The sequence below is a fragment of the Mycoplasma sp. Pen4 genome, from assembly GCF_014352955.1.
In the GTDB taxonomy this organism is placed as follows: domain Bacteria; phylum Bacillota_I; class Bacilli_A; order Mycoplasmatales; family Metamycoplasmataceae; genus Mycoplasmopsis.
The window spans coordinates 667,524-681,887 of record NZ_CP060691.1 but is presented as its reverse complement, the minus strand read 5'-3'; the positions used below and the strand labels follow the sequence as shown (position 1 = coordinate 681,887).

Here is a 14,364-nt window from a genome sequence, read left to right as displayed (position 1 = left end):
ATAAATTATAACAAATTATAAAAAATACTATATTTAAGGAGTTTTAAAAGAATATAGACCATTTTTTAATCAATTAGCATAAATTTTGTGATTGAAAAAACAACGGATTTTTATGTCCATTGTTTTAAAATATCATTATTTTTTATCAACTGTTTGAATAAATAAATCATTTAATTGTGATGCATCAACAGATGAAGGAGCTTTTGTAAATACATCCTCACTCTTAGAGTTTTTAGGGAAAGCGATACAATCACGGATTGTATTTTGGTTAGATAATACCATAACTAAACGGTCGATTCCTAATCCAATTCCTAAGTGAGGCGGTACTCCGTATTCGAATGCTTTTAAGAAGAAACCAAATTTTGATTCTTGTTGTTCTTTAGATAAACCAATCATATCAAACATCTTTTGTTGGGTTGCTTCATCGTAAATACGAGCTGATCCAGAACCTAATTCATATCCGTTTAAGACTAGGTCATAGCTACGAGCACGAACTTGATCTTTTGATAAATTATCTAATTCTTCAAGTGAATTATCAAATTGGGTGAATGGGTGATGAGCTGCTGCTCATGTATCATTTTCATCATCATACTCAAACATTGGTCAATCAACGATTCATTTGAAGTTGTATTCATCTCTTGCTCATTGGTATCATGAATTTAATTCAACACGTAAGGCTCCAAGTGCTTGTGAATCATTGTTATATTTATCTGCACAAATTAAATATGTACCATTTGCATTATTTTGTGCGTTAATTAATTTTTGAAGTTCTTCAGCAGGAACTTTTGAAGCAAAATTGCTTTCTGTAATTTCGTTATCAGATACTACAAAGTAGAATAATGCTTTAACTTTATTTTTCTTAGCAATCTCTTCAAGTTTTTTAAATTCTTTTTTAGTAATTGTTTCATCAATTTTTAATAAACGTTTTGATGGAGCGTTTTTAATTATGTTAAAGTCACTATTGTTTAAAAAGTCTTCAATTGTAGTAATTTTATTTTCATATCTAAAGTCAGGTTTATCTGTTCCATAATCACGAATACAGTCATCGTATTTTACTCTTTCAAATGGAACTTGAAGATCTACATTCATAACTTTTTTCATAAAGTGTTTGAATAAACCTTCAATATAACTTTGGAATTGTTCAACTTCCATAAAACTTACTTCAATATCTAATTGAGTAAATTCAGGTTGACGATCTTTTCTTGAATCTTCATCTCTAAAACATCTAGCAATTTGATAATATCTTTCAAATCCTGAAATCATTAATAATTGTTTGAATAGTTGTGGGCTTTGTGGAAGTGCAAAGAACATATCTTTACCATTACGAGTAGGTACTAAAAAGTCTCTAGCTCCTTCTGGTGTTGCTTTTGATAAAATAGGTGTTTCAATTTCTGTGAAATCTTCTGATTGTAAGTATTCTCTAATTGCAAATAAAATATCATTTCTTAATTTAAGTGTTTTTTGCATTATTGGTCTACGTAAATCAAGGAATTTATAATCTAAACGTAATTCTTCTTTAACTTCAATATCATCTCTAATTTGGAATGGTAATTGATCTTTTGAAGTTGATAAAACTTTGTATTCATCAACAGCAATTTCAATTTCTCCAGTAGGTAAATCAGGGTTGATGTCTTTACGTTTTACAACTTTACCAACTACTTCTAATACCGATTCCTTTGTAAAGTGAATTGGTGTATTGAAAACTAATTGTGTAATTCCGTATTTGTCACGTAAATCAACAAAGTTCAATTCACCAAAACGACGTTTATTAGCTACTCAACCATATAAAGTAACAGTTCTACCTTCGTCACTTAATCTAAGTTGATTATTGTTAATTGTTTTATTCATTTGCACCTGCCAATTCATCAATATATTCTTCGATTTCTTCAATTTCAACATCTAAGTCATCTGCACAATTATCTAAAATGAATTCAAATAAATCTGCAATACCTTGTGTATTTTTAGAAAAGATAATTTTATCTTTTGTTTTTAATGATTTTGCACAAAGAAGGTTTTTGTCAAGGAATTTATCATCATAAATTAAAACTTTTGCACCACGTTTTTGAGCTTTGTCAAATACTTTTTTACTTTTGATTAAGTCAAATTCGCAATCTGCTGAGAAAAATGTTCTTAAGTGTTGATTTGTTAAATAAAATGCATAATCAACATTTTCTTGATCATTGCTCATCGCAATATACACATCAACTTGACGTAATTCTTCTTCAACATTTGTTTGTTCCACGAAGTTTTCTCTAATTAAATCAATGAAACGATCAACACCAAATCCAAATCCAACACTTGAAATTTTTGGACCATCTAATTCAGAGATTAAGTTTGAGTATCTTCCCCCACCGATTAATGTTGATTGAGAACCAACATTTTTATCAGTTGAAACAAATTCAAATACAACTTCATCATAATAGTCTAAACCACGTACAAGTTCATCAGAAACTTTGTATGATACTTCAAATTTATCAAGCATTTTTAAAATTGATTCAAAATATTCTCTAGATGAATCTGATAAATAATCATGAATTTTTGGAGCATTTTTAATAAAGTCATGTTTTGAATCAACTTTATCATCAAGAATTCTAAGCACTCTACCGCTTTCTAATCTTTCTTGTGAAATTGATGATAATTGATCTTTAAATGGTAATAAATATTCTTTTAACGCATGCTCATAGTTCTTTCTTGATGTTTCATCACCAATTGAATTAATTTGGAGCTCATATTCAACGTTAAATACATCAAGTAAATCTGCTGCAGTTAAAATTACATCAACGTCATGTAAATAATTTTTTTCACCAACAAATTCAATACCTGCTTGATAAAATTGTCTATAACGACCCTTTTGTGGTTGTTCATATCTAAACATTGGACCACAATAAGCAAATCTAAGATTATCTTGTGTATATCATTTGTTTTCAATTAAAGCACGTACAAAGCTTGCAGTTCCTTCTGGACGAAGTGCAATTTCACGTTCACCTTTATCAACAAATTCATACATTTCTTTTTTAGCAATTTCAGAATCACCAACTGAACGTTTGAATAATGAACTTTGTTCTAAAATTGGTGTTTCAATCATTTTATATTCATGTCTTGCAATAACTGATTCAAATGCATTAGTAACAAAGTCTTTAATCATATATTCAATAGTTGAAAAGTCTTTAGTTCCTTTAATTTTATTAATCATTTTTACCTTCTTTTGTGTAGTTATAATTTATATTGTAAATTATACTCCATTGTTTTTTTTAGTTATCTTGTTTTTGTTACTTCTTTAATCTAGCTAATTCACGCTTATAAATACGTTCAATTTTGTTTTTTAGAGTTAGGAAATAGAAGTATTGAATTAATCAAAGTCCTGTTTTTTGTTTTATACGACTTTCATATTTAAATTCAATATTCTTAGTCATTTTGTTATATGAAACAAAAATGGTTGTCTCAGCAAATTTAGACTTAATTTTGAATTTTGCTAAATATAACATTTTCCCATTATCAAAATTAATATCTTCAATGCTACTGATTAAAAGTTTTCTTGAATATTTGTCTCTACCATATAGTGTTTTTAATCATTCTTGAGTTAGGTCTAAATCACGGTTTATATAACTGATTTCTGTATATAAATTTTTAATAGTTTCTTCCATTTTAGATATCTTGTAGGTAAATAAGTTATTATTGTCTTTATAGTTTCTTAAAGCAAAAAGCAAGTTAAATAAGAAGTTGAAATTCTCATAGTTTAACTTATGATCTGTAGAGTTTGAAAAACTGCTTCTGTTGTAACTGAAAATAACATTATTTATGTCTTTTGGATCATTCTCATAGGAATAATCGATTTTAAAAATCTTAAGTAAATTAATCACTATCTCACTTGCATCAACCGGAATAATGAAGTTAGTATTTTCTAATTGACCACTTTGTTTTCAATGTAAATATTCACTATTAATGTACAAGTAAGCTATTTGATCTTCATTAAGTGTTAAATAAGTCTTTTTAGTTCTTACAATAAGTTTAATGTTGTTTATTTTATCAATAATTAAAATGATATCTGCTTTATAGTTTGTGCGTCTTAACCACTTTAAGAAAGCAAGTTTTGAATTACCAAGTAAATCTTTATTCAATAAAGGACTTAGTTTTAAATATTTAATATTACTTCTTGTAAAAAAACGATTCAAAATGTATTCTGTTAAATTATCATCAATCATTGTATAAACATTAAAGTTGTTTTCGTTTTTGAATTGATAAGTTTTATTTTCAAAGCGCTTTAAAGACTTAGTTAAAGCTACGTCAATAACTTTATCCACATTTAGCGAAATAAAATCATTTTTTAGTGAGAGCATAAAATTCTTTTGATGTTTTAATAATTCATGTTTGATTTTTTCTAATTCATCTTGCTCAATGATGTTTTTGTCACGATATATCTTTAAATGATAAGTTCCATTTACTTGATCATAACTTAAATAAAACCCATAATCTAAATGCATACTATCAATAGTTGAATCAATGATAAATTCATTTACACACTTATTAGTAAAACTATAAACATGATGTTTTAAGTTTAGAAATCTGATTACTGCATTTTTAGTTCTTTCATCGAAAATACTTTGATCTGAAACAACAAAAAGAATCTTTTTACGTCTAGTACCAAATAATCCACGTTTTTCTTGCTTCATTAAAATATTAATTATTGAAAGTAGTGTGTAAATGTTTAAATTCTCATAACCATAGCTATTTTGAGACTTAAAAATTAGTGATTTATAATCTGTTTGAGGTAAATTATAAAAACTTCCACCCGGAAATTCGTTGTCAATATTTCTAATGAAATCATCGAAGTCGATATTTACTATTTTTTCACTTGAATATAGGTTATATCAACCACTTAATTTATGATTTTTTAATTCCATTTCTATGCTCCTCAATCTTGTAAATATTTTAACAAATTTAAACTATTGTTTTGGTAAAATTCATATAGTCATTTATTTATTAATAAATAAATACCTTAAGGAGTTTATATGTCATTAAAAGCAGGAATAGTAGGATTACCTAATGTTGGTAAAAGTACATTATTTAGTGCTATCACTAAAAAACAAGTAGAAGCAAGTAACTATGCTTTCACAACAATTGAACCAAATATTTCATCAGTACCATTAATTGATAAACGTTTAGTTGAAATTGCTAAAATTATCAACCCAGATAAAATTGTTTGAGCAACATTTGATTTCGTTGATATTGCCGGACTTGTGCAAGGTGCTTCAAAAGGTGAAGGACTTGGTAATAAGTTCCTTGCAAATATTCGTGAAGTTGATGCAATTATCCATGTTGTGCGTTGTTTTGAAGATAAAAACATCATGCACGTAGCTAATTCCGTAGATCCAGTTAGAGATAAAGATGTTATTAACTACGAATTAATGCTTGCAGATTTAGAAACAATTACTAACGTTATTAATCGTGTTGCTAAAAAAGCTAAAAGTGGTGATAAAGATGGAATTATTGAGTATAATGCTGCACAAAAAGTTCAAAAAGCATTAGAAGCAAATCAACCAGTTAGAGATGTTGAATTAGATGAGAAAGAACAAAAATTCATTAAGGGTTGCCATCTATTAACTTTTAAACCAATTATTTATGTAGCAAATTTAAGTAATGAACAATTTGCAGATTATCAAAATGATAAAAATTTCAAAGCACTTAAAGATTCACTTAAAGATAATGAAAAAATCATTCCAATTTGTGTGCAACTTGAATCTGAACTTGTAGCAGTTGAAGATGAAGCAGAAAAAATGGAATTATTAAATATGTATGGTATTGAAGTTAGCGGTCTTGATGTTTTAACACGTGAAGCATTTGACTTACTTAACCTTGAAACATACTTTACAGCAGGTAAAATTGAAGCAAGAGCTTGAGTTTACCACAAAGGTTGAGCTGCGCCAAGATGTGCTGGTGTAATTCATACTGATTTTGAAAAGAAATTTATTAAAGCAGATGTAATTTCATATGATGACTTTATCGAATTCGGTGGTGAGCAAGGTGCTAAAAATGCAGGTAAACTTCGTTCAGAAGGTAAAAACTACATCATGAAAGATGGAGATATTTGTCATTTTAAATTTGGAAAATAAAAAATTTTTTCTGAGAAATAATTAAATTCAAACTTTCATTTTAATAATGAGAGTTTTTTGTAATAAAAAATCCTAAAAACCTTATTTTTTAGAGCATTTTTGCAAAAAATAGGGTATTTATTTCAATGTGGAAAGTTTCCATAAAATAACCCTATAAATTCACATAAAAATTCGCTATTGTTGTATAATAATAAAGGTTGGAGCCGGGGGTTTAGTATAATGGCAATGCAGCAGTCTCCAAAACTGAGAATAAGGGTTCGATTCCTTTAACCCCCGCCAACCGCTAATAAAAAATACGAATACAAATAAATAAAACAAGATAAAAATGCTTGATAGGTAACACAACAGTTTGAGTGTGTTATCTTTTTTATTTTGCAATTTTTGCAGTAAAAAGGTTATAAGAAAAATGCCCGAAGGCATTTTAATTATTTAAAGAATTAGTATCCACCTTTTGATTCTTTACCTTCAACGATAGCAACTGAACGTGATGTTCCGAAACGTGTTGCTCCTGCATTGTACATATTAATTAAATCATCCATGTTAGAAATTCCACCAGCTGCTTTGATTAATAATGTATCACCACAGATTGCTTTCATTGTTTTAACATCATCTAAGTTAGCACCTCTAAAGCTGAAACCTGTTGATGTTTTAATGAATTCAGCGCCAGATTTCATAACGATTCTTGTTGCCTCTTCAATTTCATCTTTTGATAATAAAGCTGTTTCGATAATTACTTTTAATACGTGTGATCCACATGCTTCTTTAACTTTTTTAATGTCGTTAAGAACATATTCGTAGTCACCTTGTTTAAAACGACCAATGTTAATAACCATATCGATTTCTTCAGCACCGTGTTCAATAGCTAATTTTGTTTCGTGTGCTTTTGCTTGTGTGATCATTGCACCAAGAGGGAAACCAACAACTGATGTAACACCAATTCCTGTTCCTTGTAATTTTTCTGCTGCATATTTAACTCATGATGAGTTTACACAAACTGTTTTGAAATCATATTTAATAGCTTCATCGATTAATTTATCAATGTCTTTTTTTGTTGCTTCTGGTTTTAAATATGTGTGGTCAATCATTTTGTTGTAGTTCATTTAATAACTCCTTATTTTATTTTAATTTATCTAAAATAATTTGGTTTTCGACTGGTTGTGGGTTGAATTTGTATCCTTGTTTTAACTCGTCTACAAGTTCAGGATCAATTGGGTTTGATGAGTATAATGTGAATAATACATCACCTTTAACAACTGATTCATTTGTTTTTTTGTTAAGTGTAATACCTGCTTCAAAATCAATTGAATCTTCTTTTGTTTTTCTACCTGCTCCAAGTTTCATTGAAACAATACCGAATGTTAATGCGCCAAAGATTTCTAAGAACCCTTCTTCTTCAGCAATAACTTCTAATTTATATTTTGGATTTCAGAATGAAGGTGATTTAAGTGCTTCAACATCTCCGTGTTGAACTTTAACAAATTCGAAGAATTTATTTAAAGCACGTCCTGATTTAACAGCTTCATCAACCATAGCTAAAGCTTCTTCATGGTTTTGTGCAATTTGAGCTTGTTCTAAAATTGTTGCACATGATGAATATACTAATTCATTGAAATCTTGAGGTCCTTTGCCTTGTAATGTTCACATAGCTTCAAGAACTTCATTTTTATTTCCAATTTCACGACCAATTGGTCTTGACATATTTGTAATTTCTGCTCTAACATCAACATTTAATTCTTTTCCAATGCTAATCATTGTACGAGCAAGGTCTCTAGCGCTATCAATGTTTTTCATGAAAGCACCATTACCACATTTAACATCTAATAAAATAGCATTTGAACCTGTTGCTAATTTCTTAGACATAATTGATGATGCAATAAGAGGAATTGATTCAACAGTGCTTGTAACGTCTCTTAAAGCATAAAGTTTTTTATCAGCTGGCACAAGTTGTGCACTTTGTCCAATAACTGCAATGTTGTGTTTTGTAACTTGGTCAATGAATTGTTCTTCTGTTAATTCCACTGTGAAACCTGGGATTGATTCAAGTTTATCAATTGTTCCACCTGTGTGTCCAAGTCCACGACCACTCATTTTAGCAACTGGAGCCCCACATGCAGCAACGATTGGTGCTACTGCTAATGTAGTTTTATCCCCAATTCCACCTGTTGAGTGTTTGTCAACTTTGATACCTGGAATAGCAGAAAGATCCATAACTTCTCCAGAGTGCATCATGTATTTTGTCATTGTTGCAATTTCTCTAGAGTTCATTCCATTAAACATAACAGCCATTAAAAACGCACTCATTTGATAATCTGGTGTTTCGTTTTTAACGTATGAATTAATTAAGAATTTAATTTCTTCATTTGTTAATTCTTTATTTAAACGTTTTTTCTCAATAATATCTACTACACGCATAATATTATCTAGCTAATTTAAGAGCAATCTCCATCATTTTTGTGAATGCGAATTGACGTTCTTCTGCTGTAGTTAATTCTTCTGTAATTAAGTTATCACTAATTGTTAATAAACAAGCAGCTTCTTTACCTGTTGCTTCAGCATTTGTAAATAATGCGTATGATTCCATTTCAACACAAAGAGCTTCTGTTGAAGCAATTCTTTCATCACGAGGAACTGCTGAGTAGAATACGTCTGATGAGTGAACTCTACCAACTGTTAATGGTGTTCCGTTTTCTGCTGCAATAGCTTTAATTTCTTCGTTTAATTTTGCTGATGGTAAAGCAATGTTTCCTTCTTTACCTAATGCTAATCTTCTGAATGCATCTCCGTCAGCAATAGCTTCTGAAGCTAATACAACTTCATATAATCCAAGATCTTTTAAGTATGATCCTGCTGATCCGATACGGATAATTCTATCTACATCGTAGAATTTGAATAATTCGTATGAGTAAATTCCGATTGATGGACATCCCATACCGCTTCCTGCGATTGTAACTGGTTTTCCTTTGTATGTTCCTGTAAACATAAACATGTTTCTAACTGTATTAACAAGTTTGAATCCTGGGTCTAAGTATGTTTCAGCGATAAATTTCGCTCTTAATGGGTCACCAGGCATAATAACTGTTTTAGCAATTTCGCCTTGTTTTGCACTAATGTGTGGTGTCATAATTTCTCCTTTTTAAAATTAAATTTTAGTTTATTTGAATTATCACAAATATATGACAATTGGACTTTTAGAATAGTCAATTATATTTTACTACTTAATATATTAAAAACTACCTTTTATTATTAATAATAAAAATAAAATCAGACCAAGTAGCCAACTTGGTCTGAATATTTAGAAAAATAATGCTTTTTTGTGATTTAAAACTGAAAAAGACTATTTTCTAGTAATTATTTCATTAGTATCTAGGTTATAAATTGTGCTTGGTTGTCCTGATCCAGGACCGAAATCATAAATTTTTGTAACTTCAGGAAAGACTAAATGAGCATTTTTAATATCAATAACACTTTCTCCTGAGATGTTTGCAGATGACATATATATTGGTCCATTTTTTAATAAGTAGTCTATTAGAAGTTGATTATTAGGCATTCTAAAGCCTTGGTCATTAACAATAATTGACGCAGCTCCGGGTCATTTTTGTTTTGCTAATTCGGTAGCTTCATTAGTTCATTGAGCAAATTTTTGAGCTTGCTCAATTGAACCAACTAGGATAATAACTTTCTTATTTAATGGACGTTTTTTTAATGTATAAATTAATTCTAAAGTTTCATTATTTACAGGGCCACCGATACCTGGAACAGTATCGGTTGTGCAAATGAAAATATCATCATACTTTTTCATGTTTGAATTTTACTCCATTAATTTTGAAATTAATCAATGAAAAACTATAAAATAATATAGAAGGAGAAATATGTTTGAAAAAATACTTAATAAACTACTTGATACAAGTTTAAAAAATAACCTAATTAACTTAAAAAGCGAAAAATACTTAAATATCTATGACATAGTCACAAAAGACGAATCATTCTCTTATGATTTAAAAGAATATAAAGCAAAAAACAAAATAGATCACAATACAATTTTCACATCAAAAATTCCACAAAAGGATTTTGCAAAATTAATTGATAAATTTTCAAAAAGCAATCGTCTTTCACTTGAAGATACTGGTGTAAACATTTTAAATATTTCATTTGGAATTTTAGAATGAAAAGACCGTGAAAATAATGAAATTAATTCACCTATTTTCTTATTACCAGTACATTTTGAAGATGATAGATACGACCACACCTTATTGCATGTTGATTTTAATAATATTGAAATCAATCAATCACTATTTTATAAATTAAAAAATGAATGAAATATTGATGCAACTTCATATGCAACTGAATTATTAAATGATGTAAAAAACTTAGATAATCTAAAAATAGCACTTGATGTTTTACTTAAACATTTAACAAAAATTAATAAAACCAAACTTGAGTTAAATATCAAAAACAACTGATATTTAGGAATATTCACTTTTTCAAGAATCTCAATGTACAATGATTTAATTAAAAATAAAAACAAGTTAACTAAATCGCCATTTTACTCACAAATTATTGGTAAACAAATCAATAACTTTGACTTTGATTTACCTACAAATGATGAAATTAATAACATTGATTATTTTAATTATTTCCATTGTTTAGAATCAGATAGTACACAAGAAAAAGCGATTCAAGCAGCAATTAAAGGTAATAGTTTTGTATTGCAAGGTCCTCCTGGAACCGGTAAATCTCAAACCATTTCAAACATTATTTCTGAGCTTATATCTAGTGGTAAAAAGGTTTTATTTGTTGCAGAAAAAAATGCAGCTGTTGATGTAGTTTACAACACTTTAAAATCAAAAGAACTAGATAAATTTCTTTTAAGATTACATTCTACCGAAATTAATTATTCAAACTTTTCTTCAAATATCTTACATGACTATGAGATAGCGAAAAACCTTCGTTTTATCAATGAAGTTGAAAAAACTCAAATTAGTCAAAGTATTAAAAATTACACAGACAAAATTGAAAAATACAAAAACATATTAGTTAATAATAATGACCAAAGCATTACTTTATTTGATCTTGTAAATATGTATCTTGAAATCACAGATTTTAATCAAGGTTTTAATAACTTCCACTTTAAGCGTGTTTATAACAATACAGAATTCATTGAAATCACTGACTTAATCAAGAAATATCAAAACCTTAAAAATTATCCAAATAAAATTCAAGAGAATAATTGACACAAGTATAATTACTCTTCTGATAAACAATTCTCTGATGTTTTTACATCTATATCACAGTTAAAAACAGCAATTGCACAAATGAATTATTTATTAGGTAATAATGATTTAATACTCGATAAAAACAACGACTTATTCAGTGAAATTACAAAAGTCGAAAATGTATTAATTTTACTTAATGAGACTGAATGATTAAAGAAAAACGAATTTAGTTTTATAAATGAACTCTCATACTTAAAACAAGTTGAAAAAAATTACAACAAGATTAAATCAATCTACAAAAATAATGATGTTACATATCATCAAAATCAAAGCAATATTAAGACTTTAAGTAACTTTATTAAAAATGCACCAGGTAAATTCAAAAGATTGTTCAATAAGAAATTTAAGCATCAACTTAAGTCACTTAAAGGTTTTGAAATTAGTCAGTACTTCAAATTGGATAGTTACAAAAAAGTTAAAAAGACACTTAAAAAACTTAAAAAAGTAAATTCATATTTCGAAAATTGTCAACCTATTTTAGACAAATTGACATTTAGTTTTGATCTAGATAAAATTACAATAATTTCAAACTTAGTTTCAAACCTTAAACATTTAAGTGAAAAATTTAATAATAGTGAATTTATTTATGCAATTAACTATACAAAAGATACAGCTCCAATTTCAAATAATTCACTTCATGAATCGATAAATTTATTAAATTTAATTAATGAAAATTTAGAGTTCTTAAAAAATAATTTCAACTATGATTTTGCTCACAAAAATTATTATGAAGTTTTAGCATTCATTGATGATTTAATTGCAAATGAGAAAAATGGCTTTGTCTTATTAAACAAAACAATTACGTACAATAAATTAAGTGAATATCAATTAACCGAATTCATCAATGCCTTAGAGACAAAAGGTTATAAAGATAAGTTTGTCAATACGTTTAAATCAAGTTATTTAAATTGACAAATTACTAACATTCTAAAAGAAAACAACTTGAATCAAGACTTATCAAGTCTTAATGAAATTCATAAACATTTTCAAACTGATCTAAGAAAATTAATTACGCTCTCAATTACTAATGCACTTGATGCATGTGCTCAATCATTGCCTAATTTTAAAGGTGATGAAAATGGTATTTTAGTTCTTCGTGCTGAAGCAGCTAAATCAAGAAAACACAAGTCAATTAAACAAATTATTTCTGAAGCAGGTAATGTTATTTTAGGTATTAAAAAATGTTGAATGATGTCACCGCTATCAGTTTCAACCTACTTAAGCGACTTAGAACAAGATTTTGATGTTTTAATAATTGATGAAGCTTCACAAATAAAAACAGAAAATGCTTTAACTTCAATTCTTAGAGCAAAACAATACATCATCTGTGGGGACTCAGAACAATTGCCACCTACAAACTTCTTTGAAGAACAAATTTTTGATGATGAAAACGAAGAAGAAGCAACAATTTATGACATCGATGCCTATGATTCAGTTTTAAATTCTGCTGCATCATTTATGAAAAATATAAATTTAGAATGACACTATCGTTCTAAATACGAGTCTTTAATCCAACCATCTAATATCAATGTTTATAACAATAACTTAATTTCATTCCCAGAATCTAGACTTAATGATGATTATTCTGGATTACATTTAGTTTACTCAAAAGGATATTATGAAGATGGCAAAAATGACATTGATGTTGATACTGTACTTAAAAAGTTAAAACAAATTCAAAAGAAATTTGGAACATCAAAAACAGTTGGTGTTATTACAATGAACATCAAAATGGCAAACTACTTAGATACAAAACTTAGACAATTTGTTGCAAATCAAAACTCTATGAAAGAATTTGTCTCACATGATTCACCAACAAAATTCTTTATCAAAAACATTGAAAACGTTCAAGGTGATGAGAGAGATATCATTATTCTTGTAGTGGGATTTGGTCCAAATCCAACAACTAAAAAAGTTTCAATGAACTTTGGAGCAATTAACCAAAAAAATGGTTATAAACGTATTAATGTCGCAATGTCTCGTGCCAAGGAAACTCTTTTTGTAGTTTCATCACTAAAACATAATGATATTAATATCAAATCAAATTCTTCAAAAGGTTTATATTTCATGCAAAATCTTCTTTACTTAGCTGAAAATAATAAATCGGATAAACAAAAATTACATGATGTAAATTTATTTACATCTAACATTCAAAAAGAAGTTTATAACTACCTTATAAGCAAAAACTACAGTCCAATTGCTAATGTAGGTAATTCTAACCTAAAAATTAACCTTGCTTTAATTAGTGAAAATTTAAACCAAGATTCAATCGGTATTGAAATAGATGGAAACACATTTATTGAATCACCAATTCTTAGAGATAGTGACTACTCAAAAAATGAAGTACTTAAAAATAGAGGTTGAAAAATATTCAGAATTTGAACAACTGAATGAATTAAAAACAAACAAATAGTTCTTGATAATTTAATGAATTTTTTAAAAAACAATAACATTGAATCAAACATGTTAAATAATACAGTGGTTATTGAAAAAGATTTATCAAATAATAATGAAACAAATTTTGAAGACGAATTTGACTTTCTTGTAGATATTTCAAGAATTAAAAGTCATAGAGCATATAATGAAAAATTCGAAATTTTAGCAGATGAATTGAACGTAATTGATAAGAAAGAATTCCAAAAATTAGTTGAATTCATCTTAAATAAACCATTTCCATCTGCTCATGAAAATATTGAAAAAACAAATAGATTTGAACTTGAAAATAATTTCTACATTAAAAAAGATCAAGAAAATTCAAAAATCACATTTAAAAAATCGCCATTAGGATTTAAACGTGATTACAACAATTTACACATAAAAGAATGAATTGATTTATGTTCTAAATCACAAAGACTAAATCTTTTTAACAATGATGAAGAATTAGCACGTGAAGCACTAAAAATGCTTGGATATAAGCAAATAATGTCAACAAGTATTAAAAATGTTATAGAAATAATTAAATCAATTAAGAATGCATAAGG

At 27.9% G+C, this 14,364-nt stretch carries 9 protein-coding genes and 1 tRNA gene; 3 read left to right on the top strand and 7 right to left on the bottom strand.

Going from position 1 to position 14,364, the window contains the following annotated elements:
* Positions 1 to 135: 135 nt before the first annotated feature.
* From aspS to H9M94_RS02700, 3 genes are all read right to left on the bottom strand, one after another.
* Positions 136 to 1,848 (bottom strand): aspartate--tRNA ligase, encoded by a 1,713-nt coding sequence (gene aspS / locus H9M94_RS02710; protein WP_187469418.1) that lies wholly within the window; start codon positions 1,846 to 1,848, stop codon positions 136 to 138.
* Positions 1,841 to 3,193 carry a histidine--tRNA ligase gene (gene hisS, locus H9M94_RS02705; RefSeq protein WP_187469417.1) on the bottom strand — a complete coding sequence of 451 codons (1,353 nt, stop codon included), beginning with the start codon at positions 3,191 to 3,193 and terminating at the stop codon, positions 1,841 to 1,843. The genes aspS and hisS overlap by 8 nt, the downstream gene beginning before the upstream one ends.
* A 76-nt stretch (positions 3,194 to 3,269) precedes the next feature.
* Positions 3,270 to 4,901 (bottom strand): MAG5620 family putative phospho-sugar mutase, encoded by a 1,632-nt coding sequence (locus tag H9M94_RS02700; protein WP_187469416.1) that lies wholly within the window; start codon positions 4,899 to 4,901, stop codon positions 3,270 to 3,272.
* Positions 4,902 to 5,009: 108 nt separating this feature from the next.
* On the opposite strand from H9M94_RS02700, the gene ychF reads away from it, so the two are divergent.
* Positions 5,010 to 6,110 carry a redox-regulated ATPase YchF gene (gene ychF, locus H9M94_RS02695; RefSeq protein WP_187469415.1) on the top strand — a complete coding sequence of 367 codons (1,101 nt, stop codon included), beginning with the start codon at positions 5,010 to 5,012 and terminating at the stop codon, positions 6,108 to 6,110.
* Positions 6,111 to 6,315: 205 nt separating this feature from the next.
* Positions 6,316 to 6,389: transfer RNA gene (locus H9M94_RS02690), tRNA-Trp, on the top strand.
* A 158-nt stretch (positions 6,390 to 6,547) separates the two neighbouring features.
* On the opposite strand, the gene deoC is transcribed toward H9M94_RS02690, so the two are convergent.
* The 4 genes from deoC to H9M94_RS02670 form a co-directional block, all read right to left on the bottom strand.
* On the bottom strand, positions 6,548 to 7,210 hold the full coding sequence (gene deoC, locus H9M94_RS02685; protein WP_187469414.1) for a deoxyribose-phosphate aldolase: 663 nt from the start codon (positions 7,208 to 7,210) through the stop codon (positions 6,548 to 6,550).
* A gap of 16 nt (positions 7,211 to 7,226) precedes the next feature.
* On the bottom strand, positions 7,227 to 8,522 hold the full coding sequence (locus tag H9M94_RS02680) for a pyrimidine-nucleoside phosphorylase (RefSeq protein WP_187469413.1): 1,296 nt from the start codon (positions 8,520 to 8,522) through the stop codon (positions 7,227 to 7,229).
* A gap of 4 nt (positions 8,523 to 8,526) precedes the next feature.
* A complete protein-coding gene (gene deoD, locus H9M94_RS02675; RefSeq protein WP_187469412.1) occupies positions 8,527 to 9,231 on the bottom strand; it encodes a purine-nucleoside phosphorylase in 705 nt (234 codons plus the stop codon).
* Between the two features lie 213 nt (positions 9,232 to 9,444).
* Positions 9,445 to 9,909, bottom strand: a complete 465-nt coding sequence (locus H9M94_RS02670) for an L-threonylcarbamoyladenylate synthase (protein WP_187469411.1) — start codon at positions 9,907 to 9,909, stop codon at positions 9,445 to 9,447.
* 70 nt (positions 9,910 to 9,979) lie between these two features.
* Between H9M94_RS02670 and H9M94_RS02665 the strand changes: the two genes are divergently transcribed.
* On the top strand, positions 9,980 to 14,362 hold the full coding sequence (locus H9M94_RS02665) for an AAA domain-containing protein (RefSeq protein WP_187469410.1): 4,383 nt from the start codon (positions 9,980 to 9,982) through the stop codon (positions 14,360 to 14,362).
* The last annotated feature ends 2 nt before the right edge of the window (positions 14,363 to 14,364 follow it).